Below are 22757 nucleotides of genomic sequence, written 5' to 3' on the forward strand. Positions count from 1 at the left end.
GAGGGGCCGGGGATTAGGCTGAAGGGATGACTTCAGCTCCCCGCACTCCGTCCGCCATCGACAAGGTCGCCGATGAGTGGGTCGATACGATCGCTGTCCTCGCTCCCACCCTCGGCACCTACATCGGACGAGACGAGGTGAACGATCGCTTCGGCGACCTGAGCCCGCAGGGACACGAGGAGGTCGCCCACGCGGCGCGCGCCACACTCGACAAGCTCTCGTCGCTCGAGCCCGTCGACGCGATCGACGAGGTCACCAAGACCGACCTGAGCGCCGAGCTCCGCCTCGATCTCGAACTCCACGAAGCCAAGTGGCACCTGCGCGACCTCAACGTGATCGCCTCGAACGCGCAGGATGTGCGCGCGGCGTTCGACCTGATGCCGACGGCCACCGCCGACGACTGGGGTGTCATCGCGAAGCGACTCGCCGCGGTACCCGACGCCCTGCGCGGCTACACCGAGACCCTGAGGCAGGGCATCGCCGAAGGGGTGACTCCCGCACGGCGCCAGGTCGTCGAGGTCGCCACCCAGATCGATCGTTACACCGCCGACGACGGATTCTTCGCGGCTTTCGTCGCCGATGCCGCCCCGGAGGAGGGACAGCTGCCGGCATCCCTCGCCCGCACGCTCGCCGACAACTCCGCCGCAGCGCGCGTCGCCTACGGCGAACTCCGTCGGTTCCTCGCCGAGGAACTCGCGCCCGCCGCGGGTGAGGTCGACGCGGTCGGCCGGGAGCTCTACGCGCTCAACTCCCGTCGCTTCCTCGGGGCGACGATCGACCTCGACGAGACCTACGAGTGGGGCCGCGAGGAACTCGCACGCATGGTGGCCGAGCAGACCGCTATCGCGAACGAGATCCTGCCGGGCGCTTCGGTCGAAGAGGCCGTCGCCCACCTGGAGTCCGATCCTGCCCGCAAGCTGGTCGGCACCGATGCTCTCCAGAAGTGGATGCAGGAGACGAGCGACCGCGCGGTCGCCGAGCTCGGGGCTTCGCACTTCGACATCCCGGAGGCGATCCGCACGATCGAATGCATGATCGCGCCCACCCAGGAGGGCGGGATCTACTACACCGGTCCGACGGACGACTTCTCCCGTCCTGGCCGCATGTGGTGGTCGGTGCCCGAGGGCGTCACCGAGTTCGACACCTGGCGCGAGCTGACCACGGTCTTCCACGAGGGCGTACCCGGCCATCACCTGCAGATCGCGCAGGCGGTCTACAACCGTGCCGAGCTGAACTCGTGGCGGCGCCTGCTCGCCGGCACCTCGGGGCACGCCGAGGGCTGGGCCCTGTACGCGGAGCGCCTCATGGAGCAGCTGGGCTACCTCGACGATCCCGCCGATCGTCTCGGCATGCTCGACGGACAGCGCATGCGCGCCGCCCGCGTCGTCCTCGACATCGGCGTGCACCTGGGCAAGCCCCGCCTCGACGGAACGGGTACCTGGGACGCGGCGTACGCTCTGGACTTCATGCGCAGCAATGTCAACATGTCGGACCAGTTCGTGCAGTTCGAGGTGAACCGCTACCTCGGGTGGCCGGGTCAGGCTCCGTCGTACAAGGTGGGGCAGCGCATCTGGGAGCAGGTCCGCGATGCCGTGCGCGCTGCCGAGGGGGAGAACTTCTCGTTCAAGGAGTTCCACAAGCGGGCGCTCGACATGGGCGGCGTCGGCCTGGACACCCTTCGCACCTCGCTCCTGCCACGCTGACGGGAATGCGGCAGCGCCGAGACGTGTTCATGCATCTGAATGGAAAGGGATGACATGAGCATCGAATTCGGACTGGACACGTTCGGCGACATCACGCGAGACGCCGACGGTGAGCTGCTCACCGCGGCGCAGACGATCCGCAATGTCGTGGCGCAGGCGGAGCTGGCTGACAGCGTCGGTGTGGACTTCTTCGGAGTGGGGGAGCACCACCGCTCCGAGTTCGCGGTCTCCGCACCCGAGATGGTTCTGGCGGCGATCGCCGCCCGCACCGAACGCATCCGCCTCGGAACGGCCGTCACGGTGCTGTCGTCCGACGACCCGGTCCGCGTCTTCGAGCGCTTCTCCACCCTGGACGCGCTGTCCGGCGGTCGCGCCGAGGTCGTGCTCGGTCGCGGATCCTTCATCGAGTCGTTCCCGCTGTTCGGATACGACCTCCGAGACTACGAGGCGCTGTTCGAGCAGAAGCTGGAGCTGTTCACCGAGCTGCTCAAGGAGGAGCCCGTCACCTGGTCGGGCACGATGCGGGCTCCGCTCGACAACGCGAACGTGTTCCCCAAGACGGAGAACGGGCTTCGCACGTGGGTCGGCGTGGGCGGCAGCCCGGAATCCGTCGTGCGCGTCGCGCGCCACGGCCTCGGACTCATGCTCGCGATCATCGGCGGTCCCGCGATCCGGTTCAAGCCGTTCGTCGAGCTGTACCACCGCTCGGTCGCGTCCTTCGGCACGACGGCCCACCCGGTATCGGTGCATTCGCCCGGTCACATCGCCGAGACGGATGCCGAAGCCTGGGACGCCGCATACTCCGGCTTCGAGGCGATGAACAACACCATCGGACGCGAACGCGGCTGGCCCGCGTACAGCCGCGCGCGCTTCCAGAACGACGTCGGTCCCGAAGGCGCCATCTACGCCGGTTCGCCCGACCGGGTGGCGGCCAAGATCGCCGACACCGTCACGACGCTCGGACTCGGGCGGTTCGACCTGAAGTACGCGACCGGTACCCTCTCACACGAGTCGATGATGCGCAGCATCGAGCTCTACGGCACCGAGGTGATCCCGCGGGTGCGCAAGATCCTCGCTGAGCGCGACTGAACCGTCATCGCAGGGTGGCGCACCCGTGCGCCGCCCTACGATGAGGACATGGCCAATACCGCCCTGCCGAGCCGTGCGTCGCTCGCCGCGCGCCTCGACGATCTGCCGTTCACGAAGCGTCATCTCCGCGTGCTCACCGGATCAGGAGCCGGCTGGGCTCTCGACGCGATGGACGTGGGGCTCATCTCGTTCATCCTCGCTGCGCTCACCCAGCAGTGGGGACTGACGAAGACCGACGCCGGCTGGATCGCCTCGATCGGCTTCCTCGGCATGGCGGTCGGCGCGACGCTCGGCGGACTTCTGGCCGACAGGCTGGGCCGCCGTCAGGTCTTCGCGCTCACCCTGCTCGTGTACGGCATCGCGACCGGCGCGAGTGCGGTGGTCGGCGGGATCGCCGCTCTGCTGGTCCTTCGGTTCTTCGTCGGTCTCGGTCTGGGGGCCGAGCTGCCCGTGGCCTCGACCTACGTCAGCGAGTTCGCTCCCGCCCGCATCCGCGGACGACTCATCGTGATCCTCGAGGCGTTCTGGGCCGTGGGCTGGACGGCCTCTGCCCTCATCGGCTACTTCGTGATCCCGGCATCCGACGCAGGATGGCGCTGGGCGTTCGCGCTCGGGGCGATTCCGGCGATCTACGCGCTGATCATCCGGTGGGGGCTTCCGGAGTCTCCGCGCTGGCTCGCCTCGCGCGGTCGGATCGCCGAGGCGGACCGGATCGTGTCGGCGTTCGAAGCCGAGGCGGGTGTCGTCGCGGCACCCGCGATCCGCAAGGAACCGCCGTCGAGGGCGATCGCCGTCACGACCCGCGCGCGTCTGAAGACCCTGTGGAACCAGGAGTTCCGGGTGCGCACCCTCTGCCTCTGGCTGGTGTGGCTGTGCGTCAACTTCGCGTACTACGGCGCGTTCATCTGGATCCCCAGCATCCTGCTCGATGCCGGCTTCGATCTGGTGCGCTCGTTCGGGTTCACTCTGATCATCACGCTGGCACAGCTTCCCGGCTACGCGGTCGCCGCCTGGCTCATCGAGGTCTGGGGGCGGCGGGTGACCCTGTCGGTCTTCCTCGTGGGCTCTGCGGTCTCGGCCGTGTTCTTCGGAACCGCCACCACCGAGGTCGCGATCATCGCCTCGGGCATGGCCCTGTCGTTCTTCAACCTGGGCGCCTGGGGTGCTCTGTACGCGATCACACCCGAGACGTATCCCACGTCGCTCCGGGCGACCGGGGCAGGATGGGCGGCCGGTGTCGGGCGCATCGCCTCGATCGTCGCGCCCTTGTCCGTGCCCCTGCTGCTCGTCGCCGGCGGCACGCCGCTGCTGTTCATCGTCTTCGGCGCCTGCTTCGTCCTGGCCGCCGCGGCCGCCTGGGGGCTCGCAGACCGCGGCGGCGCCACCCTCGACGACCGCTGAGCGGCGCGGGCCCTCCCCGCGCGGGAATAGGCTTGTGCGGTGGCAGATGTGCGTTTCGTGGCGATCGGCGACTCCTTCACGGAAGGGGTCGGCGATGTGCTCCCCGACGGCAGGGAGCGTGGTTGGGCCGATCTCGCCGCGCAGGGCTGGGCCGACGCCGCCGGACACTCGATCCAGTACGCGAATCTCGCGATCCGCGGCAAGCTCGCCTGGCCGATCGTGCACGAGCAGCTGGAGCCGGCGCTCGCTCTCCGACCGACTCACCTCTCCTTCAACGGGGGAGGGAACGACATGCTCAGGCCGCGCACAGACCTCGAGCACATCGCCGACGCCTTCAGCCGCGTGCTCCGTCGCTGCGACGAAGAGGGCGTCACGCTCATCCTGCTCTCCGGCGCGAACCCCAGCGGTCAGCTGCCCATGGGGTCGCTGGTACAGCGTCGCGGCGATCTCCTCTCCGAGGCGGTGCTCCGCCGGATCGAAGATCGCCCCGACGTGATCCGTGCGCTGAACTGGCCCGACCGTGAGCTCGCCCAGAGCGCGTACTGGTCGGAGGACCGTCTGCACATGAACGCGGCCGGCCACCACCGAGTCGCGGCCCGGGTCGTCCATGCCCTGGGCTTCGAGCCGCCGGAGACCTGGTGGGCGCCGAGCGAACGCGGCGGAGCAGGACCTTCCGGTCTCGCGTACTATCGCGAGCACGTCGGCCCGTGGGTCCGTCGTCGAGTGACGCGTACGTCCTCCGGGGACGGCCGCACGGCGAAGTACCCGATGTGGGTCGAGCGGACACCATCGTGAACCGACTGCGCGGTCGTCGGATGCCGCGCCGCATCACCCAGTTGCTCGTCGGCCTGTTCCTCTACGGCATCGGCATCGCCTTCATCGTGCGCGGGATGATCGGGGCAGCTCCCTGGGACGTCCTGACGCAGGGGATCGCACGCCACGTCCCGCTGTCGTTCGGTGTGATCACGATCCTCGTCAGCATCGTGGTGCTGCTGCTGTGGATCCCGATCCGCCAGAAGCCCGGGATCGGCACGGTGCTCAACGCGCTGCTGGTCGGTCCCGCGGCCGACGTCGGCTTCCTGCTGATCCCTGAGACCGACGCGCTGTGGGTGCGGATCCTCTTCTTCGTGATCGGTCTGCTGGTGCTGTCGGGGGCCACCGGGCTGTACATCGGCGCCGCTTTCGGCCCCGGACCGCGCGACGGCCTCATGACCGGCCTGCATCGGCGCACCGGATGGCCGATCTGGGTCGTGCGCACCGGGCTCGAGGTGATGGTGGTGGTGGTCGGCTGGGCGCTCGGCGGGAACGTCGGAGTCGGCACCCTGGCGTTCGCTCTGCTCGTCGGACCGTTGTGCCAGTACTTCCTGCGTCTGTTCGCGATCCGCCTGCCCGATCGGGCGAAGCCTGACACCGCGACGACACCCACCGGCGAGATCCGGATCGCTGGCTGAAGCGTGTCGGACTTCGAGATGACCCGCATTCCTGCGGGATCCGTGACCCTGCACGACGCGCGTCGGAAGCTCCAGCGCACGGTGGAACTGGAGCCGTTCGAGATCGGCGTGTATCCGGTCACCGAGGAGCAGCTGGCCGACGTGCTCGGCATCGCCCAGCGGCATCCGTCCCGTCCTGCCGTCGATGTCAGCTGGCTGCGTGCCGTGCACTTCTGCAACGCGGCCTCCGAATGGGAGGGCCTCGATCCGGTCTACCTCTTCGATGGAGAGGACGTGAGCTGGGACGTCACGGCAGACGGCTACCGGCTGCCGACAGAGGCGGAGTGGGAGTTCGCGTGCCGCGCCGGATCGGTCGGCCCGCACTACGCGCCGCTCGCGGATGCCGCGTGGACCAGCGCCGACGGCGTAGCGGCGCCGCAGAACGTGGGCGGCAAGATCCCGAACCTCAACGGGCTGTTCGACACGCTCGGCAACGTGTGGGAGTGGTGCTGGGACCTCCTGGATCCGGCGCGGTATGACGACTACCGGGTGTTCCGCGGCGGCGGTTTCGCCGACGATGCCTGGAGCGTGCGAGCATCGGTCCGTCGCGGCGGAGCGCCGCGCATGCACCACGACGACGTCGGCGTGCGCCTCGCGCGCGGCGCGTTCGACGGCGACGGCGAGGCGCAGGGATGGTCCGCGAAGGTCGACCGGGAGAGGGCGGCCTTCGACGGACCGCTACCGCCGGGGTGGACGCCCCTCCGTCGCTGATCACTCAGGCAGTCTTCATCTGTTTGATCATGTAGCGGTTGGGGTCCTCTGCAGGCGCGAAACCGTACTGGGCGTAGAGACCGTGCGCGTCGGCGGTGGCGAGCAGGATGCGGCTCACCGGAAGGGGCTGCAGGTCGGCGATGACGCCTTCGACGAGCATCTTCCCGACGCCGTTGCCTCGAGCGCTCTCATCGACGAAGACGTCGCAGAGCCAGGCGAACGTCACGGCATCCGTCACCACGCGGGCATACGCGACCTGCTCGCCGTTTGCGTTCCAGACGCTGTAGTTCCGGGAGCCGTCGATGGCGGCGTCCTGCACCTCGCGCGCGCGACCCTTGGCCCAGTACGCCTGCTCGCTGAGCCAGGCATGCACCTGAGCACGGTCGATGCGGGATGTGTCGGAGGAGAAGGTGAAGCCGGAGACCATGCTTCATCCTATGAGCGCTCAGCGACGCCGCTCGGGATCCAGACCCATGCGGATGCGCGTGCGCTTGCGCTCGATGAGGATGAAGACGACACCGAGCACCCAGAGCGGGATGGGCATGAGGAAGGCGATGCGGAAGGCATCGAGCGAATACGTATCGGGCGTTCCCGCGCCCTGCAGGTCGAGCACGAGTCCGATCAGGAAGATCGCGATGAGGGCGGCGATGAAGCCGCCCGCGTTGGTGACGCCGGTCGCTGTGCTCAGGCGGTGCGAGGGATTGTGCGTGCGGGCGTGGTCGAAGGCGATCATCGATGCCGGGCCGCCGGTCGCCAGCGCCACCGCGAGCACGTAGAGCAGCCACAGGGGAGCGGGTCCGGGGAGGGCGAGGACGATGATCCAGGCCAGCATCTGCACTCCGACGGCGGGGAGGACAAGCGCCAGGGAACGATGGTTCGGCAGCCTTCGGGAGAGATCGCCGATGACAGGTCCCAGCACCATGCCGGCGACCACGTAGACCGAGATGATGCCCGCAGCGTGAGCGCTGTCGAGTCCCTGTGCCGCCGTCAGGAACGGCATCCCCCAGAGGAGGATGAAGGCCGTGCCGGCGAACGGCGTCGTGAAGTGCGACCAGAAGGCGAGCCGGGTGCCGGGGTGCGCCCAGGCCGCGCGGATTCCGACGCCGGTGTCTATCGCCGAGGTGACCACGCGGATCACGCCGGTGTCGGTGTTGACCGAGACGTCGGCGTCGCGCTCGGGCGGATGGTTGCGGATGATGAGGAAGACCAGGATGGCGAACAGAACGCCGAGCCCGGCGATGCTGCCGAAGGTGATCGTCCAGGTCGTCGCATGCAGGAGCGCGGCGAGCGGGACGAGGGCGATCAGTTGCCCGGCCTGCCCGACGATCCCCGTGAACTGCACCATGATCGGGCCGCGTTGCGCAGGGAACCAGGTCGCGACGAGACGGAGCACCGCGGGGAAGATCGCTGCATCACCGGCGCCGAGGAGCACACGGGCGACGATGGCGATGCCCACGCTGGGGGAGAGGGCCATGGTCAGCTGGCCGGCAGCCATCAGGAGCATGCCGACCGTCATGATCGGGCGCGAACCGTAGCGGTCCAGCAGCACGCCGATCGGGATCTGCATGCCGCCGTAGACCGCGAGCTGGACGACGGCGAAGAGGGCCAGCGTCGACGCGTCGGCCTGGAAGCGATCCGCGGCCTCGACCCCGACCGCGCCGAGCGAGGTACGATTCGTGATCGCGAGCACGTAGGCCGCGACGCCCACCGACCAGACCAGCCACGCCCGCCACTCCGGAGTCGACAGGGGGGAGCGGGAGACCTGCGGCACGCTTCCACGCTACTCCTGTGTTCTGATGTCGGATGCCGCCGCTAGCCTGCACGCATGATGACCACACCGCAGCACCACTCCCTCGACTACGTCGAACTCGTCGTGACCGATCTCGCCGCTGCCACCCGGTTCTACACCGAGGCATTCGGCTGGAACTTCGTCGACTACGGCCCCGGCTACGCGGGGATCGCCGCCCCCGACGGCGAGGGCGAGGTCGGTGGGCTCCTGGTCGCTGAAGAGCCTCGACCGGCCGGCGGTCCGCTCGTGCTGCTCTATTCGGCTGACCTCGACGCGACGATGGAGGGGATCGTGGCCGCCGGAGGCACGATCCTGCAGTTGCCGTACGAATTCCCCGGTGGTCGGCGCCTCCATTTCGCCGATCCGAGCGGTAACGAGCTCGGAGTCTGGGCCGCGCAGTAATCTGACCGGATGCTGTTCTCTCTCACCGGTGCCAGCGGAGCAGGCAAGTCGACAGTGCTGGCGCACCTCGACGGAGTGTCCTGGCCGGTGCCGGTGCGCTGCGTCGAGTTCGATTCGATCGGCGTGCCCGACGGCGCGGACACGGCGTGGCGGCATGGCGCGATCGAGCACTGGGTTCAGCAGGCAGTACAGGCGGATGCGGTCGGCGAGCACATGCTGCTCTGCGGTCAGGTTCCGATGGGCGAGCTTTTCGCGGCGCCGTCCGCCGAGCGGCTCCAGGGAATCGCCGTGTGCTTGCTGCACTGCTCGCCCGAGACTCGCACCGCACGTCTGCTGGCGCGCGGTGAGGATCCGGCGTCGATCGTGCACCACAACCGTTTCGGTGAGTGGTTCCGCGGCCACACGCTCGACCCGCGCCACGCGCCCGAGGTGATCCGTGTCGAGAGCGCGGTGCCGATGGCCTGGGATCACTGGGCCGAGTGGGAGCGCGGTGATCCGCGCTGGGCTGCCGAGATCATCGACACTGACGAGCGTGCGCCGGCGGACGTTGCGCGTGAGGTCGAGGAGTGGGTCCGGCGGAGGTTGGCAGACCCCGCCGAGGCGTGAATCTCTCTCACGAACCCCTGCCATCCGCGCCGTAGCGCGCGACGATCGTCGCAGCGGCCTCGTCTACCGTGCGCCGCGTCTCCTCGTCCGTCAGAGACCAGCCGCCATGCACGAGACGTGGCCAGAAGACCACGGTCGCGATCATGCCCAGGAACTGCGCGGCGGCGACGTCGAAGTCGTCCACGCGGGCCTCGCCGTCGCGGTCAGCGGCCTCGAGGAACTTCCGAAGCGCGTGGAGCACCGGTAGGGTGCCGAAATCGAACGTCTGCTCTCGCAGCTCTGGGAAGCGCGCGGATTCGGTGATGACCGCGCGGATGAGATCCGTCATTCGCGGGCGCGTGAGGAGTTCGGCATACGCCATTCCCAAGCTCACCAGACCCGCGCGCAGATCTCCCGCGGGCGGGTCGAGGTGCTCGGGCCGGGCCGTGTCGCCGGCCGCCAGCACCATGGCCTCGAACAGCTCGGCCTTCGTCGGGAACTGCTTGAACAGCGTCGCCTTCGAGACGCCCGCGCGGGCTGCCACCTGCGCCAGAGAGCTGCGGTCGTACCCGATCTCGAGGAACAGACCTGTCGCGGCATCGAGGATCGCTGTGCGATTCGTCGCGGCTACTTGCCGGTGATACGCGGAGAGCTCTCGGGTCATGTCTCCAGTATGCCCGAGAGGTGAGACGGTTGACTCATGACACTTCCGGAGCTACTGTCAGTGCGAGGTGAGACGAATAACTCACCTCTCGCAGATCACGGCGGACCGAGGAGGACGAGATGTCGAAGGTACTGATCCACGCGACGGTGTCGGTGGACGGCTTCATGGCAGACGAGCACGGGGGAGTCGAGTGGATGAACGGATTCCCGTCCGATCCCCGGGACGAGGTGGTCATCGCGCAGATCGTCGAGCAACTCGGGGCCGTCATCGGGGGAGCGAACAAGACGCAGACGATCGAAGAGGGAGAAGTTCCGTACGGCGGGATCCTCGGAGTGCCGGTGTTCCTGATGACGCACAGCGCCCACGAACCCATCGTGAAAGACGACGTGACCTATAACTTCGTCGTCGGCGACGTCGCTGAGGCTGTCGCGACAGCCACGCAGGCGGCGGGGGAGAAGTGGGTGAGCCTGCTCGGCGGAACCATTGCGCGCCAGTGTCTCGAGCGTGGCCTCGTCGATGAAATCCAACTGCACGTGGTGCCGATTCTTCTGGGTCGCGGCGTCTCACTGTTCGCAGGATTGACGACCCACATCGCGCTCGAGCGCCTCGACACCTCTGCCTATGCCAGCGAGACCCACCTGCGGTACCGCGTGGTCGCGTAGTTCGTTCAGTTGAGGCGCTGCGTGAGATGCACGGTGACCTCGTCGCCGTCGGATTTGCCGATCCGCTTGCGGACGGCTGCGGCGACCGGAAGTTTGTGCGTGCCGTCGCCGAGTGCCATGAAGGCGCCGCGGAACGCCTCGCCGTCGACCGTTCCGGCGACCTTGACCAGGCCGCGTGTTCCGAAGACGGATGCCGAATCCGGCAGCTGGACGCAGGTCCAGGTGTCGCCGTCGCGCACCTTGCCGAGAGTGGCGGTGAAGGTGATGTCGAGTGGGGTGATGTCTGCCATGATCTTCTCCTGACTTTCCGAAGCGCCGTGTCAGACGAAGAGTCCGACGATCGCCCCGATGAGGACGAGCTTGATGAGCCAGTCCAGAAGATGGATACCCGCCGTGGGGAGTGCCGTGTTCTCGTGCACCACGCCGCCCATGAGGAGGATCAGCGGAAGGGCGGTCAGAGCCGCCCCGAGCCCGATGCCGGGCAGGGCGCCGTGCCAGCCCGCAGCCAGCATCAGCCCTGCGACGAGGCAGGAGGCGATGAGGCTGCGCACGACGACCGACATCATCTGCGCGGCGACGGGCACACCTGGTCGGGGAGCGCTGGTCCGCGTGACGACCGCAGAGATGGGCGGGATGGCATAGAGGACCGCGCTCGCGATGAACGAGACCACCGTTGCGATGATGATTCCCCATACGATCATGTCCACTCCTTTAGTACCGGGCAGTACTCAAACTAGGTTGTCGTTTAAGAACTGTCAAGTACTAATATGAAGTCATGGCTGAAGGTCTCTCCCCCCGAGGACGCCCTGCCGGGCTGCAAGGCGAGGACCTCATCGCGGTGGCGCGTGAGGTGTTTCTCGAGCGCGGCTACGCGGGAGCGTCGATGGACGAGGTCGCCAAGCGGGCGAAGATCTCGAAGGCGTCGCTCTATCGAGCGCACCCGTCCAAGAGCGCGCTGTACGCGGCGGTCGTTCACCAGTGGGCGGCAGCCGGCCGAGACGCGATGCGCCCCGCGCTGGAGCGCCTTCGGGGGAGTACCGACACGAGACAGGGACTCATCGAACTCGCGGAGACGATGCACGCCGGCATCCTGAGCGAACCGGTACTGGCGATGCGGCGACTCGTCACCGCGGAAGCCGAGAGCGAGCCCGAGGTCGCCGCGACATATCTCACCGAGAGCTGGGACGCCAACATCGCAAACCTCGCCGACGCGCTGAGCGCACTGGCGGACGCAGGGGAGTTGCGGGTTCAGGACGCGCACGCCGCCGCTGAGCAGTTCACCTGGCTGGTCATCGGCGCCCCGCTGAACGCGCGACTGCTCGGCGGACGAGATGATGCGTCTTCGCGCGGTGCCGCAGTGGACCTGTTTCTCGCCGGATACGGAAAGCGCTGAGCCGGAGTGGCGGTGTTGCGCGCAGCGGGGGCGGACAGCGCAGTCCCGACTGGACGACGACGTGTCCCGTGCTCAGGACATCTTCCCGAGTGAACTGACATAATATGCATTATCGGTCAATCGTCATTTACCTAGATTCGGCACCGAGAGGCGCAGCTGGCAACGCGGAGTCGTCGTCGAAGTAGGACAAGGTCGATCCGCATCAGTTCCTGTGGTCGATCAGGGCCTGTAGTCGACGTGTACGTCGATCTCTTGTCCGAGTTCGATCTCGATGCGTTTGGCGAGGCTTCGTCCCTCTTTGATGCACTGATTCAGTTCGTCCTCCCAGTCGGACTCATTCCCGGGTGGCTTCGAGAAGAAGTACTTCTCCCCTCGAGAGTTCCAGGCGATGAGATCCTGGATGAGCTGCTCTGAGAGACCTGAGGTCTCGGGATCGAGCGGCCCGCCTCCTTCACCGGGCGTTCTCTCCCAGACCGGAAACGTGTCCCCAAGCTCCGCCATGAGCGCTAACAATCGGCGTGACATGTACGTCCTCCATCTGTTCGGCACCGAGTCAAGCCGACGCTACAGGTCAGGAGAGCAGCTCCCCTGCGACAATGGATTTTTGGGATACCAAATCCTCCGAGCTTCAGGCCCCGACGTAAGCCGCGAGGTGCTCCCCCGTCAACGTGGATTTTTGGGATACCAAATCCGATGGGTTTCCCTCGAAGACGATCTTCCCGCCGTCGTGCCCGGCTCCCGGGCCGATGTCGATGATCCAGTCCGCGTGAGCCATGACGGCCTGGTGGTGCTCGATCACGATCACCGTCTTGCCGGAATCGACCAGTCGATCGAGCAGCCCCAGGATCTTGTCGACATCCGCCAGGTGGAGTCCGGTCGTGGGCTCGTCGAGCACATAGATGTCGCCCTTCTCCCCCATCTGGATCGCGAGCTTGATCCTCTGCCGCTCTCCCCCGGACAGGGTCGACAGCGGCTGTCCCAACGACAGGTACCCGAGACCCACATCGTCGAGACGGCTCAGGATCGCCGTGACCGCCGGGATCTTCGCCTCCCCGTCGGAGAAGAACATTCGCGCCTCCGACACCGGCAGATCGAGGACCTCGGTGATGTCCTTGCCTGCCAGTTTGTACTCCAGCACGCTCGCCTGGAACCGCTTGCCGCCGCAGTCCTCGCACGGCGTCTCGATCGTGTCCATGAATCCGAGCTCGGTGATGATGACCCCGGCACCCTTGCACGTGGGGCAGGCGCCCTCGGAGTTCGCACTGAACAGCGCGGGCTTCACCCCGTTCACCTTCGCGAACGCCTTGCGGATCGGCTCGAGCATGCCGGTGTACGTCGCAGGGTTGCTCCTGCGCGATCCCTTGATCGCCCCCTGATCGATCGCGACCACGCCCTCGCGGCGCGACACGGAACCATGGATGAGCGAGCTCTTGCCGGACCCGGCCACGCCGGTCACGACCGTGAGCACCCCGGTCGGGATGTCGACATCGACGTTCTGCAGGTTGTTCGCGGTCGCGCCGCGCACCTCGATGGCGCCGTTGCTCGCTCGCACGGCATCCTTCAGCTGCGCCCGATCATCCAGATGATCGCCGGTGCGCGTGCCGCTGGATTTCAGTCCCCCGACCGTGCCCTCGAAGCAGATCTCCCCACCCGCCGCACCGGCGCCGGGACCGAGGTCGATCACATGATCGCCGATCGCGATCGTCTCGGGCTTGTGCTCGACGACGAGGACGGTGTTGCCCTTGTCTCGCAACTTCAGCAGCAGACTGTTCATGCGCTGGATGTCGTGCGGGTGCAGTCCGATCGTCGGCTCGTCGAACACGTAGGTGATGTCGGTGAGCGACGAGCCCAGGTGGCGCAGCATCTTGATGCGCTGCGCCTCTCCCCCGGAGAGCGAGCCCGATGGTCGCTCGAGACTGAGGTAGCCCAGTCCCAGTGTCACGAAAGCATCGAGGTTCGCGCTGAGGGCCTCGAGCAGCGGCCCCGCACCGGGCAGGTCGAGGTCGCGGACCCAGGCGGCGAGGTCGGTCACCTGCATGCGGCAGGCGTCGGCGATGCTGATCCCCGCGATCTTCGACGATCGCGCGCCCTCGGTCAGCCGGGTGCCGTCGCATTCGGGGCAGCGCGCGAAGGTCGCGACCCGCTCGACGAATGCGCGGACGTGCGGCTGCAGGGCGTCGAGGTCTTTCGACAGCATCGACTTGCTGATCTTCGGGATCAGACCCTCGTAGGTCATGTTGATCCCCGAGATCTTGACCTTCGTCACCTCGCCGTAGAGGAACAGATGCCGCTGCTTCTCGGTGAACTCGGCGATCGGCTTGTCGCCGGGGTAGAACCCCGACTGTGAGAAGCCCTTCACCATCCAGCCATCGGCGGTGTATCCCGGCACCATGATCGCGCCCTCGTCGAGGGATTTCGATTCGTCGACGATCTGGGTCAGGTCGAGGTCGGACACCGATCCCCGGCCCTCGCAGCGCGGACACATGCCACCGAGGTAGATCGCATCCTTCACGATCTTCTTCTCGCCGCCGGGTCCCGTCATCACACCGCTGGCCCGCTGCGTCGGGATGTTGAACGAGAACGCCGTCGGCCCGCCGATGTACGGTGATCCGAGCTTGCTGAAGAGGATGCGGAGCATCGCGTTCGCGTCGGTCACCGTACCGACCGTCGACCGCGGGTTCGCTCCGAGACGCTCCTGGTCGACGATGATCGCGGTGGTCAGTCCCTCGAGCACGTCGACGTCGGGCCGTGGAACCGAGGGCATGAACCCCTGCACGAACGCGCTGTACGTCTCGTCGATCATGCGTCGGGATTCGGCGGCGATCGTGTCGAAGACCAGCGAGCTCTTGCCCGACCCGGAGACGCCCGTGAACACCGTGAGACGGCGCTTCGGGATATCGACGCTGACGTCTTTCAGGTTGTTCTCCCGCGCGCCCTGCACGCGGATCAGGTCGTGGGTGTCTGCGGGATGCTCGGTGGCGGTCATCGGCGTCCTTCGTTGTCGAGGCTGAAAGGGTCAGCTGGCCTGGTTGATACGCAGCAGGTTGCCGGCCGGGTCGCGGAAGGCGCAGTCGCGCACGCCGTACGGCTGATCCATCGGCTCTTGGACGACGTCGGCGCCGCTCTCGACGAGGCGCTCGAAAAGGGCGTCGAGGTCGTCGCTCGCGAGCGTGAGGGCTCCGTAGCTGCCTTTCGCGATCAGCTCGAGGATCGTCTGACGCTCGACGTCGGTGATGCCGGGATCGACAGCCGGCGGATGCAGGACGATCGACGTCTCGGGCTGCCCGGCAGGACCGACGGTGAGCCAGCGGAGGCCGTCGTAGCCGACGTCGTTGCGCACCTCGAAGCCGAGCGTGTCTCGATAGAAACCGAGAGCGGCGTCGGAGTCGGTGTGCGGGAGGAAGGCGTAGTGGATGCTGATGTTCATGGTGCTCACGTTAGATGCGCATCGGTGCGCGGTGCTTCTTGATTCCTGATCGGCCTGGTGACCTGCTTGGCCTGGAAGGACGGTATGCCCTCGACGTTGGCGGCGCGTTCACGGTACACCCGGGGTGAGACACCGACCAGTTCGGTGAATCGGGTGCTGAAGGTGCCGAGCGACGAGCACCCGACCTCGAAGCACACATCGGTCACGCTCAGGTCGCCGCGCCGCAGCAGGGCCATCGCCCGTTCGATGCGCCTGGTCATCAGATAGGAGTAGGGCGACTCGCCGTACGTCTCCCGGAACCGGCGGCTCAGGTGCCCGGCAGACATGTGCACTCCCCTGGCCAGAGCCTCGACATCCAGCGGACGCGCGTACTCGCGATCGATGCGGTCGCGCACCTTCCGCATCACGACGAGCTCGCGCAGGCGTGCATCGTCCACGGGGGTCACGAGTCGATCCTTCCACGTCACCGGGCGTCACGGGGTGACGTTCTCAGACGCTCACGCGGAACGCACTCCCCAGACGATCATGAGAGCGCTACCCTGAGGGTCATCCCCACAGGATTCTCTCAGAAAGGGTCCACATCATGTCCGAAACACTCCCCACAGCGAAGTCCCTCTTCCGGTCTGTCCGCGTCGCGCTGGCCGTCTCCGGCGTCATCGCACTGGTCGCCGGCCTCGTCCTGTTGATCTGGCCCGTGAAGTCCGCGGTGATCGTGACGGCGATCTTCGCCACCTACCTGATCATCGCCGGCCTCGTCTACATCGGCCTCGCGATCTTCCACAACGCGAAGGGCGGATGGTCGCGCGTCGGTCACATCGTGCTCGGGCTCGTCTACATCGCAGCCGGCGTGATCGCGTACCTGAATCTCGGAGCCGCTGCAGCGACGCTGGCACTCGTCGTCGTCATCTTCATCGGCATCAGCTGGATCGTCGACGGCGTCGTCTCCCTCTCCCTGCTGGGCAGCGACGGCTCGCGGGTGTGGACGCTGCTCTACGCGCTGCTGAGCATCATCGCCGGCATCATCGTGCTGTTCTCGCCGATCATCGCGGGTCTGGCGTTCTGGCTGCTGCTGGGCATCTCGCTCGTGGCGCTGGGCATCGTGCAGATCGTCCGCGCGATCACGCTCGGCCGGGACGCGAAGACGTTCACCGCCCCGCAGGAGAGCGCTGCCGCATGACGCACGGAGAACAACGATCGGCCCCGACCTGCGCGAAGCAGGTCGGGGCCGATCGTCGTTCAGGGGTGGCGTGCTACTCCGCGGCGAAAGCGCTCACGTCTCCGACGAGCCGAGTGTTGTCGGCGGGCACCGGGTCGATGGCGGCCTGCGCCACCTCCGCGGCGAACTCCGACACGTTGTAAAGCCTGCCTGCCGACTCGCGACGCTCGGCGATGGCTCCCGGGTTGGCGCGCTCGAGCAGCGTCGCCGTGATCGTGCCTTCGATCATGTCGCCCGAGACGACCGTGAAGCCGATGCCCTTCTCGGCGAGGCCGGGGATGAGCTCGCGGAGGGCATCCTCGCCCGCCCGCTTCGAGAGCGCCACCGGCTCGTACTCCGGCATCGTCGGCGTGGTGCGGATGAAGTGCGCCTGGTGACTGGTGACGAAGACGACGCGCGAGCCGTCGCCCAGGAGGGGCGTCGCTGCGTTCAGCACGTTGAGCTGGGCGTCGCGGTTCAGCGCGAGCGCGTAGTCCTCCGCCATCCCCGACTCCATGCCGCCGGAGGCGTTCAGCACGAGCACGTCGAGTCTTCCGTACTCGGCCCGGATGGCCTCGAACATCTCGGCGACGGATGCCGGATCGGTGAGGTCGGCACCCACGACGAGTGCGCGACGGCCGAGCTCGCGCAGCTGGCCGGCGAGCTTCTCGGCACGTGGAGCCTTGTTGCGGAAGTTGATGACGACATCGGCGCCGGCCTCGGCCAGATAGCGCACGGTGTCGGCGCCGATCCCCCGCGATGAGCCGGTGACAAGGGCGACCTTGCCGTCGAGAGATCCTGCGGGAAGAACGTCGGTCACGGTGACTCCTCATGATGCGCGAGATGCCGCGATCGCACGGCCCTTCCACACTATCAATCCGGCTCCGAGACACCCGAGAGCGTCCACGGCGCGTGATAGGTTGACCGCAAAGGAGGCCGCATGAATGACTTCTCCGTCTTCATCGAACTGATCGAGAACTGGGCCTGGATCGGTTGGCTGGTCCTGATCGCACTCTTCCTCGTGATCGAGATGCTCACGCTGGACTTCACCTTCCTCATGCTCAGCTTCGGCAGCGCGATCGGCCTCGTGACCGACCTGGTCGGTCTTCCCGTATGGGCCCAGGTGATCATCGCCGCCGCCGCGGCCGCGATCTTCATCCTGTTCCTGCGACCTCCGCTGCTGAAGCGGCTCCGGCGCGGGGAGGATCCGACGAAATCCAACGTCGACGCGCTCATCGACCTCCGCGGTGTCGCTCTTCACGACATTACCCAGATCTCCGGGCAGGTGAAGCTGAGCAACGGCGACACCTGGACCGCGCGCTCCCTCACATCCGTACCGATCCCGCAGGGCTCACCGGTCGCGATCTCCGCGATCAACGGTGCGACTGCCGTCGTCCGCCCCATCAACGACTAGGAGAACTCCGTGAACGACTCCTCGTTCATCCCCACCGCGATCCTCTGGATCCTGGTGGTCGCGATCATCATCTTCGTGGTGGTCACGGTCGCACGCTCCATCCGGATCATCCCGCAGGCGACCGCGGGCGTCGTGGAACGGCTCGGCCGCTACCACAAGACCCTCATGCCGGGTCTGAACCTCCTGGTCCCCTTCATCGACCGGCTCCGCCCGCTCATCGACATGCGCGAGCAGGTCGTCTCGTTCCCGCCGCAGCCCGTCATCACCGAAGACAACCTCGTCGTCTCGATCGACACCGTCGTCTACTTCCAGGTGACCGACGCCCGCGCCGCCACCTATGAGATCGCGAACTACCTGGGAGCGGTCGAGCAGCTCACCACCACGACCCTGCGAAACGTCGTCGGTGGTCTCAACCTCGAAGAGGCTCTCACCAGTCGCGACAACATCAACGGCCAGCTCCGCGTCGTGCTCGACGAGGCCACCGGCAAGTGGGGCATCCGCGTCGGTCGAGTCGAGCTGAAGGCCATCGATCCGCCGATCTCGATTCAGGACTCGATGGAGAAGCAGATGCGCGCAGAGCGGGACCGCCGCGCGGCCATCCTCACCGCCGAGGGCACGAAGCAGTCGGCGATCCTCGAGGCGGAAGGTGCTCGTCAGGCCGAGATCCTCCGCGCCGAGGGTGACAAGCAGGCCGCTGTGCTCCGTGCACAGGGCGAGGCCGAGGCCATCCAGAACGTCTTCACGGCCATCCACCAGGGCGCGCCCGACGACAAGCTCCTCGCATACCAGTACCTGCAGATGCTGCCCAAGATCAGCGAGGGCCAGTCCAACAAGCTGTGGATCATCCCGAGCGAGCTGACCGAGGCGCTCAAGGGCATCGGCAGCGCGTTCACCCCGAAGCCCGGCCAGGGGCCGAGCAACACGCTCCCCGGCGCGTGACGCACCCGTACTTCACCAAGGCGCGGCATCCCCGAGTCCTCGCCCATCGCGGTCTCATCACCGCGGCGGGCGAGGCATCCGGCGTCTGGGAGAACACCGCCGCATCCTTCGCCGCTGCTCATGCCGCCGGTGTCGAATACATCGAGACGGACTGTCAGGTCACAGCGGACGGCGACGTGGTGCTCTTCCACGACGCGACCCTCGATCGGCTCGTCGGCGATCCGCGCGCGGTGCGAGAGGTTCGCACGAGAGAGCTGCGGAGCATCTTCGCCGATCACGGCGGTCTCCTCACCGTCGCCGAGGCGCTCAGGTCGTTCCCCCAGATCCGCTTCAACATCGATGTGAAGACGGACGCTGCCGCCGGTCTCCTCGGGCCGATCCTCGTGGACGAGACCCATCGAGTGCTCGTGACGAGCTTCTCCGACGCCAATCGCCGGGCCACCGTCGCAGCGGTCCTGCGCGCAGGCGCGGCGCTGCGGCCGGCGACGTCCGGCGGTCTTCGCACCATCGCCACGGCGCGCGGGCTCTCGGCCGTGCGCCTCTCCCCCGGCCGCCTGCTTCGGGACATCGACGCGCTGCAGATCCCCGAACGGCGCGGCGTCCTCACGGTTCTCACACCCGCGCTCCTCCGTGCCGCGCATCGGGTCGGCGTCGAGGTGCACGTGTGGACGATCAACGATCCGGAGGCGATGCTGCGCCTTACGCATCTCGGCGTCGATGGGATCGTGTCCGACCGGGCTGATGTCGCGCTGACGGCCCTCAACCCCCTCTGAGGGCACTCGACGCGCTCTATAACCTCTGGCGCTGGGATTACGCTGTGAATCCCGCCGAGAATCCGCTCGCGTGGAGCAGGCGCACAGGCTGGAGCGTTATACCTGACATCGACGAGAGGACCACAAAATGGCAGATCGCAGCCTGCGCGGCATCCGACTCGGCGCCCAGAGCCTACAGAGCGAAGAGGGCGTCGTTTTCATGGAGCGCCGCGAGACCCAATACTCCTGTGACACATGCGGGCACGTCACGAACCTCATGTTCGCGGCAGATGCCGAGCCGCCCCAGACCTGGGAATGCCGCTCCTGTGGAGCGGACGCCCGATTGAACGTCGACGGCCAGGCCGTCACGCTCGAGGTCGCCGACGAGAAGGCTGCTCGCACCCACTGGGACATGCTGATGGAGCGTCGCACCCGTGCCGAGCTCGAAGAGCTGCTCGAGGAGCGTCTCGCCTTCATCCGCGCCCGTCGTGGCGCCGGCGAAGACCCGACCCGCGAGAAGATCGGGGCCTGACGGCCCGAACCCGAGAAGCAGCGGAGCTCTGACGAGCCCCGCTGCTTTTCTGCGTCCGGACCCGATACCCGCTAGTCGTTCGCGGCGAGATGGATCGCCAGATCGGTCCGACCGGGCAGCAATTCCGGACGGAGCGCGCGTGTGCCGCGGTAGTCTCCGTCGCGCAGGCGGCGGAACGGTACGGCGGGCTCGTCATCGATGCCCCGAAGCCTGTCGCTCAGGCGAGTGACCTCGCGTTGCACGGCCTCGGCGTCCAGCGCGTCGGCGTCATGGACCACGTGCAGCTCGAGCACATCGATACCCACGTACCAGAGCACGCCGTGTGTGAGCGGGAAGAGCAGCGCCTCGATGTCGCCGCTGATGCCGCGTGGGCCGATCGACCCCTCGTCCTCGCCCGCGGTCACGATGATGAGCGCTCGTCTTCCGGTGAGACCGCCGTCGCCGTAGCGGCGCGGCACACCCAGCTCAGGATCCTGATCGCCGTACGCGAATCCGGCACTCAGGACCCGGTCGAACCATCCCTTCAGGATCGCGGGCATCCCGTACCACCAGAGCGGGAACTGGATGACCAGCAGCTCGGCGGCGGCGAGCTTCTCCTGCTCCGCCCGCACATCGGGGGCGAGCAGTCCCCGCAGGTAGGCCTCCCCCGCCTGCTCCGCGATGTTCCCGGGGGTCGACGCGAGCTCTCCGAGATCCTGAGCGCCCAGCACAGGATCGAACCCCTGCGTGTACAGGTCGGAGGTCGCCACCGTGTATCGCTCTCCGAGCGCGTTCGCGCCGTCCCGGAGGAGCCGGTGGTTGAACGACTCATGACGCGGGTGCGCGTACAGCCAGAGCGCCGTACCCGGCGTGGGCGGATTCGAGATGGTCATGCGTGGTCCTCTCCGTCGTGATCGGTCGCGTCCGCAGCCACGGCGGCGACAACCCTGGACAATGCGGCCCGCGCCTGTTCCGCGGTGATCGAGCCGTCGAGCGCTCGTCGCGCCAGGGCGTCTCCCGCGCCGATGACGGCGAGCAGCCCCGCCGGGTCCAGCGGTCCGGCGAGCGGCTCGAGGGCGCTGCGGCACATGTCGAGGTAGGCCTCCTCCGCCTCGCGCCGCAGCCGGGTCAGCGTGGACGATCCGGCGAGAGCTGCGACCACGTCGGCGAGCTCGCGCCCTTCGGCGAGGCAGCAGTCGATGTACGCGCCCGCGACGACCCGCGACACGGCCGTCAGGTCGTCCGGCGCATCCTGCAGGGCGGCGGCGAGCATCTCCCGCTGTCGGTGCTCGAAGGAGCGGTAGAGCTCCGCGAGCACTCCGGAACGGTCGCCGAAGTGGTCGTACACCAGAGGTTTGGTCACCCCTGCGTGTTCTGCCAGCCGCGCGAGGGAGAACTCATCGGTCCCCGCCGTGCGGATCAGATCCCTGGCGGCGTCGAGCAGTTGCGCGTGGCGCTCGGGTTTCGGCATCCGCTGACGTGGCGGAGTCCCGGAGACATGACTGATCATCGGTCCCTTTCGGTGGTGACGCGAGAAGTTACTCCTCGTAACTTACCATGCGTAACTTACCGATGGGGCCTCAGGAGTCGCTCGTGCCGCGTCTCCGCGAGCGCCACCACGCGAGAACGAGCGCGGCCAACCCGCCCCAGACCAGGAACTGCTGCATCCAGGGACCGACGATCACCCCCGCCGTCACACCGGTGCGCAACTCGACGTCCTCCAGCATCGCACCGGCTTCATCCTCGTCGAGGCTCGTGACTGTGGCGCCGTCGGGGGCGATGATCTGGCTTCGTCCGACGGTCGAGATGTTCACGACGCTGCGCCCGGTCTCGATCGCCCGCATCCGTGCGAAAGCCAACTGCTGCAGGTTCTCATCGGTACCGCGGAAGTCCGCGTTGTTGGTCTGGAACACGAGGACCTGAGCGCCGGCGTTGATCCCCTCGGTGATCACATCGTCGTAGATCACGTCGAAGCAGATCGCGAGTCCCACAGCGACGCCGTCGACATCCACCACAGGTGGGTTCTCGCCCGGCGTGTACTCGCGCTGGATGAGGCCGATCAGGTCGGGAGCGAGCGCGTTGTAGAACGCGCGATCGGGAACGTATTCGCCGAAGGGCACCGGATGCCGCTTGTCGTGGAGCTGCGTCGCTCCCCCGGCATCCGTCCAGAGCATCGACGTGTTGTAGTAGCGCTCATTGCGCCCGGTGGCGGCGTTCGCGAGCAGCGGTGCGCCGATTCGCGTCGTGATGAGCGTCATCCGTCGCGCGAGCGTCTCGTTCTGGAACGGATCCGTGTCGAGCGATCCCTCCGGCCAGACGAGAAGGTCGACATCCTCGCCGTACAGCGGAGCGGTCGCCTCGGTCTGCGCGTCGATCACCGAGAACGGCTCGCGCTGATCGAAATAGCCGGTGGGTCCGTTGCCCTGCACGGCGGCGATGCGCATCGACCCGGCATCCGTCGTCGGGAAGAAAGGCGTGAAGAAGAGGACGACCACCAGCGCCGCAGGAACGAGCAGGCGCAACGGCTTCGTCCACGCCCGCAGTCGCACGATCTCGATCAGCATCGCCACGAGGAGCACCATGAGGAAGCCGAGGCCGCTGACGCCGATCCACGATGTGAGCGGAGCGAG

General features: G+C 67.3%; 28 protein-coding genes. 15 read left to right on the forward strand and 13 right to left on the reverse strand.

Features of this window, described 5'->3' with window-relative positions:
• Positions 1 to 26: 26 nt before the first annotated feature.
• Genes DW306_RS11855 through DW306_RS11880 form a run of 6 tightly spaced genes read left to right on the forward strand, consistent with a single transcriptional unit; the run spans position 27 to position 6394 of the window.
• Positions 27 to 1703 (forward strand): DUF885 domain-containing protein, encoded by a 1677-nt coding sequence (locus DW306_RS11855; RefSeq protein WP_136055795.1) that lies wholly within the window; start codon positions 27 to 29, stop codon positions 1701 to 1703.
• A 54-nt stretch (positions 1704 to 1757) separates the two neighbouring features.
• A complete protein-coding gene (locus DW306_RS11860) occupies positions 1758 to 2792 on the forward strand; it encodes an LLM class flavin-dependent oxidoreductase (RefSeq protein ID WP_136055796.1) in 1035 nt (344 codons plus the stop codon).
• A gap of 48 nt (positions 2793 to 2840) precedes the next feature.
• The gene (locus DW306_RS11865) at positions 2841 to 4193 is read left to right on the forward strand and encodes an MFS transporter (RefSeq protein ID WP_136055797.1); all 1353 of its coding nucleotides are present in this window, start codon (positions 2841 to 2843) and stop codon (positions 4191 to 4193) included.
• 48 nt (positions 4194 to 4241) lie between these two features.
• Complete coding sequence (locus DW306_RS11870) at positions 4242 to 4988, forward strand: SGNH/GDSL hydrolase family protein (RefSeq protein WP_136055822.1); 747 nt, start codon at positions 4242 to 4244, stop codon at positions 4986 to 4988.
• The gene (locus tag DW306_RS11875; protein ID WP_342670853.1) at positions 4985 to 5644 is read left to right on the forward strand and encodes a hypothetical protein; all 660 of its coding nucleotides are present in this window, start codon (positions 4985 to 4987) and stop codon (positions 5642 to 5644) included. The genes DW306_RS11870 and DW306_RS11875 overlap by 4 nt, the downstream gene beginning before the upstream one ends.
• A gap of 18 nt (positions 5645 to 5662) precedes the next feature.
• Complete coding sequence (locus tag DW306_RS11880; protein WP_168429311.1) at positions 5663 to 6394, forward strand: SUMF1/EgtB/PvdO family nonheme iron enzyme; 732 nt, start codon at positions 5663 to 5665, stop codon at positions 6392 to 6394.
• A gap of 4 nt (positions 6395 to 6398) precedes the next feature.
• On the opposite strand, the gene DW306_RS11885 is transcribed toward DW306_RS11880, so the two are convergent.
• Both DW306_RS11885 and DW306_RS11890 read right to left on the reverse strand, forming a co-directional pair.
• The gene (locus tag DW306_RS11885) at positions 6399 to 6821 is read right to left on the reverse strand and encodes a GNAT family N-acetyltransferase (RefSeq protein ID WP_136055799.1); all 423 of its coding nucleotides are present in this window, start codon (positions 6819 to 6821) and stop codon (positions 6399 to 6401) included.
• An 18-nt stretch (positions 6822 to 6839) separates the two neighbouring features.
• Positions 6840 to 8165: an MFS transporter gene (locus DW306_RS11890; protein ID WP_136055800.1), complete on the reverse strand. Its 1326-nt coding sequence runs from the start codon at positions 8163 to 8165 to the stop codon at positions 6840 to 6842.
• A gap of 54 nt (positions 8166 to 8219) precedes the next feature.
• Here DW306_RS11890 and DW306_RS11895 point away from each other — a divergent pair, with 54 nt between their 5' ends.
• Positions 8220 to 8585, forward strand: coding sequence for a VOC family protein (locus tag DW306_RS11895; protein WP_205814161.1), 366 nt, complete (start codon positions 8220 to 8222; stop codon positions 8583 to 8585).
• A gap of 9 nt (positions 8586 to 8594) precedes the next feature.
• Complete coding sequence (locus DW306_RS11900; protein WP_136055801.1) at positions 8595 to 9191, forward strand: hypothetical protein; 597 nt, start codon at positions 8595 to 8597, stop codon at positions 9189 to 9191.
• 7 nt (positions 9192 to 9198) lie between these two features.
• Here DW306_RS11900 and DW306_RS11905 read toward each other — a convergent pair whose 3' ends face one another.
• Positions 9199 to 9834, reverse strand: a complete 636-nt coding sequence (locus DW306_RS11905) for a TetR/AcrR family transcriptional regulator (protein ID WP_136055802.1) — start codon at positions 9832 to 9834, stop codon at positions 9199 to 9201.
• 119 nt (positions 9835 to 9953) lie between these two features.
• Between DW306_RS11905 and DW306_RS11910 the strand changes: the two genes are divergently transcribed.
• The gene (locus DW306_RS11910) at positions 9954 to 10496 is read left to right on the forward strand and encodes a dihydrofolate reductase family protein (RefSeq protein WP_136055803.1); all 543 of its coding nucleotides are present in this window, start codon (positions 9954 to 9956) and stop codon (positions 10494 to 10496) included.
• Positions 10497 to 10501: 5 nt separating this feature from the next.
• Here DW306_RS11910 and DW306_RS11915 read toward each other — a convergent pair whose 3' ends face one another.
• On the reverse strand, positions 10502 to 10786 hold the full coding sequence (locus DW306_RS11915) for a DUF1905 domain-containing protein (RefSeq protein ID WP_136055804.1): 285 nt from the start codon (positions 10784 to 10786) through the stop codon (positions 10502 to 10504).
• 30 nt (positions 10787 to 10816) lie between these two features.
• On the reverse strand, positions 10817 to 11197 hold the full coding sequence (locus DW306_RS11920; protein WP_136055805.1) for a DUF1761 family protein: 381 nt from the start codon (positions 11195 to 11197) through the stop codon (positions 10817 to 10819).
• 74 nt (positions 11198 to 11271) lie between these two features.
• On the opposite strand from DW306_RS11920, the gene DW306_RS11925 reads away from it, so the two are divergent.
• Positions 11272 to 11889 carry a TetR/AcrR family transcriptional regulator gene (locus DW306_RS11925; RefSeq protein WP_136055806.1) on the forward strand — a complete coding sequence of 206 codons (618 nt, stop codon included), beginning with the start codon at positions 11272 to 11274 and terminating at the stop codon, positions 11887 to 11889.
• Between the two features lie 219 nt (positions 11890 to 12108).
• Here the strand turns inward: DW306_RS11925 and DW306_RS11930 are convergent, their stop codons facing one another.
• The 4 genes from DW306_RS11930 to DW306_RS11945 form a co-directional block, all read right to left on the reverse strand.
• Positions 12109 to 12414 (reverse strand): hypothetical protein, encoded by a 306-nt coding sequence (locus tag DW306_RS11930; protein ID WP_136055807.1) that lies wholly within the window; start codon positions 12412 to 12414, stop codon positions 12109 to 12111.
• A 103-nt stretch (positions 12415 to 12517) separates the two neighbouring features.
• Complete coding sequence (locus DW306_RS11935; protein ID WP_136055808.1) at positions 12518 to 14875, reverse strand: excinuclease ABC subunit UvrA; 2358 nt, start codon at positions 14873 to 14875, stop codon at positions 12518 to 12520.
• 30 nt (positions 14876 to 14905) lie between these two features.
• Positions 14906 to 15316: a VOC family protein gene (locus tag DW306_RS11940; protein WP_136055809.1), complete on the reverse strand. Its 411-nt coding sequence runs from the start codon at positions 15314 to 15316 to the stop codon at positions 14906 to 14908.
• Between the two features lie 5 nt (positions 15317 to 15321).
• Positions 15322 to 15720: a helix-turn-helix transcriptional regulator gene (locus DW306_RS11945; protein ID WP_136055825.1), complete on the reverse strand. Its 399-nt coding sequence runs from the start codon at positions 15718 to 15720 to the stop codon at positions 15322 to 15324.
• Between the two features lie 179 nt (positions 15721 to 15899).
• Between DW306_RS11945 and DW306_RS11950 the strand changes: the two genes are divergently transcribed.
• Positions 15900 to 16493 carry a DUF308 domain-containing protein gene (locus DW306_RS11950; RefSeq protein WP_136055810.1) on the forward strand — a complete coding sequence of 198 codons (594 nt, stop codon included), beginning with the start codon at positions 15900 to 15902 and terminating at the stop codon, positions 16491 to 16493.
• A 73-nt stretch (positions 16494 to 16566) separates the two neighbouring features.
• Here the strand turns inward: DW306_RS11950 and DW306_RS11955 are convergent, their stop codons facing one another.
• Positions 16567 to 17331 (reverse strand): SDR family oxidoreductase, encoded by a 765-nt coding sequence (locus DW306_RS11955; RefSeq protein ID WP_136055811.1) that lies wholly within the window; start codon positions 17329 to 17331, stop codon positions 16567 to 16569.
• A 120-nt stretch (positions 17332 to 17451) separates the two neighbouring features.
• Here DW306_RS11955 and DW306_RS11960 point away from each other — a divergent pair, with 120 nt between their 5' ends.
• The 4 genes from DW306_RS11960 to DW306_RS11975 all read left to right on the forward strand — a co-directional run bounded on the left by DW306_RS11960 (position 17452) and on the right by DW306_RS11975 (position 20148).
• Entirely contained in the window at positions 17452 to 17925 is a 474-nt protein-coding gene (locus DW306_RS11960) for an NfeD family protein (RefSeq protein WP_136055812.1), read from the forward strand.
• A 9-nt stretch (positions 17926 to 17934) separates the two neighbouring features.
• Positions 17935 to 18864 carry an SPFH domain-containing protein gene (locus DW306_RS11965; protein WP_136055813.1) on the forward strand — a complete coding sequence of 310 codons (930 nt, stop codon included), beginning with the start codon at positions 17935 to 17937 and terminating at the stop codon, positions 18862 to 18864.
• Positions 18861 to 19637, forward strand: a complete 777-nt coding sequence (locus tag DW306_RS11970; protein ID WP_136055814.1) for a glycerophosphodiester phosphodiesterase family protein — start codon at positions 18861 to 18863, stop codon at positions 19635 to 19637. Before DW306_RS11965 ends, DW306_RS11970 begins: the two co-directional genes overlap by 4 nt.
• Before the next feature lie 127 nt (positions 19638 to 19764).
• A complete protein-coding gene (locus tag DW306_RS11975) occupies positions 19765 to 20148 on the forward strand; it encodes an RNA polymerase-binding protein RbpA (protein ID WP_136055815.1) in 384 nt (127 codons plus the stop codon).
• A gap of 71 nt (positions 20149 to 20219) precedes the next feature.
• On the opposite strand, the gene DW306_RS11980 is transcribed toward DW306_RS11975, so the two are convergent.
• From DW306_RS11980 to lnt, 3 genes are all read right to left on the reverse strand, one after another.
• On the reverse strand, positions 20220 to 21020 hold the full coding sequence (locus tag DW306_RS11980; protein ID WP_136055816.1) for an NAD(P)H-dependent oxidoreductase: 801 nt from the start codon (positions 21018 to 21020) through the stop codon (positions 20220 to 20222).
• Positions 21017 to 21598, reverse strand: a complete 582-nt coding sequence (locus tag DW306_RS11985) for a TetR/AcrR family transcriptional regulator (protein ID WP_136055817.1) — start codon at positions 21596 to 21598, stop codon at positions 21017 to 21019. Before DW306_RS11985 ends, DW306_RS11980 begins: the two co-directional genes overlap by 4 nt.
• Before the next feature lie 109 nt (positions 21599 to 21707).
• Positions 21708 to 22757: apolipoprotein N-acyltransferase (gene lnt / locus DW306_RS11990; protein ID WP_136055818.1), on the reverse strand; the 1050-nt coding region annotated here is incomplete at its 5' end.

Origin of the sequence: Microbacterium sp. K24, assembly GCF_004794465.1 — a bacterium.
In the GTDB taxonomy this organism is placed as follows: Bacteria; Actinomycetota; Actinomycetes; order Actinomycetales; family Microbacteriaceae; genus Microbacterium.

Excerpts from the sequence above, each read along its gene's own strand:
- DW306_RS11855 (WP_136055795.1), top strand. The coding sequence starts at position 27 with ATGACTTCAGCTCCCCGCACTCCGTCCGCCATCGACAAGGTCGCCGAT.
- DW306_RS11860 (WP_136055796.1), top strand. The coding sequence starts at position 1,758 with ATGAGCATCGAATTCGGACTGGACACGTTCGGCGACATCACGCGAGAC.
- DW306_RS11865 (WP_136055797.1), top strand. The coding sequence starts at position 2,841 with ATGGCCAATACCGCCCTGCCGAGCCGTGCGTCGCTCGCCGCGCGCCTC.
- DW306_RS11880 (WP_168429311.1), top strand. The coding sequence starts at position 5,663 with ATGACCCGCATTCCTGCGGGATCCGTGACCCTGCACGACGCGCGTCGG.
- DW306_RS11885 (WP_136055799.1), bottom strand. The coding sequence starts at position 6,821 with ATGGTCTCCGGCTTCACCTTCTCCTCCGACACATCCCGCATCGACCGT.
- DW306_RS11895 (WP_205814161.1), top strand. The coding sequence starts at position 8,220 with ATGATGACCACACCGCAGCACCACTCCCTCGACTACGTCGAACTCGTC.
- DW306_RS11900 (WP_136055801.1), top strand. The coding sequence starts at position 8,595 with ATGCTGTTCTCTCTCACCGGTGCCAGCGGAGCAGGCAAGTCGACAGTG.
- DW306_RS11905 (WP_136055802.1), bottom strand. The coding sequence starts at position 9,834 with ATGACCCGAGAGCTCTCCGCGTATCACCGGCAAGTAGCCGCGACGAAT.
- DW306_RS11910 (WP_136055803.1), top strand. The coding sequence starts at position 9,954 with ATGTCGAAGGTACTGATCCACGCGACGGTGTCGGTGGACGGCTTCATG.
- DW306_RS11915 (WP_136055804.1), bottom strand. The coding sequence starts at position 10,786 with ATGGCAGACATCACCCCACTCGACATCACCTTCACCGCCACTCTCGGC.
- DW306_RS11920 (WP_136055805.1), bottom strand. The coding sequence starts at position 11,197 with ATGATCGTATGGGGAATCATCATCGCAACGGTGGTCTCGTTCATCGCG.
- DW306_RS11925 (WP_136055806.1), top strand. The coding sequence starts at position 11,272 with ATGGCTGAAGGTCTCTCCCCCCGAGGACGCCCTGCCGGGCTGCAAGGC.
- DW306_RS11930 (WP_136055807.1), bottom strand. The coding sequence starts at position 12,414 with ATGTCACGCCGATTGTTAGCGCTCATGGCGGAGCTTGGGGACACGTTT.
- DW306_RS11935 (WP_136055808.1), bottom strand. The coding sequence starts at position 14,875 with ATGACCGCCACCGAGCATCCCGCAGACACCCACGACCTGATCCGCGTG.
- DW306_RS11940 (WP_136055809.1), bottom strand. The coding sequence starts at position 15,316 with ATGAACATCAGCATCCACTACGCCTTCCTCCCGCACACCGACTCCGAC.
- DW306_RS11945 (WP_136055825.1), bottom strand. The coding sequence starts at position 15,720 with ATGCGGAAGGTGCGCGACCGCATCGATCGCGAGTACGCGCGTCCGCTG.
- DW306_RS11950 (WP_136055810.1), top strand. The coding sequence starts at position 15,900 with ATGTCCGAAACACTCCCCACAGCGAAGTCCCTCTTCCGGTCTGTCCGC.
- DW306_RS11960 (WP_136055812.1), top strand. The coding sequence starts at position 17,452 with ATGAATGACTTCTCCGTCTTCATCGAACTGATCGAGAACTGGGCCTGG.
- DW306_RS11975 (WP_136055815.1), top strand. The coding sequence starts at position 19,765 with ATGGCAGATCGCAGCCTGCGCGGCATCCGACTCGGCGCCCAGAGCCTA.
- DW306_RS11980 (WP_136055816.1), bottom strand. The coding sequence starts at position 21,020 with ATGACCATCTCGAATCCGCCCACGCCGGGTACGGCGCTCTGGCTGTAC.
- DW306_RS11985 (WP_136055817.1), bottom strand. The coding sequence starts at position 21,598 with ATGCCGAAACCCGAGCGCCACGCGCAACTGCTCGACGCCGCCAGGGAT.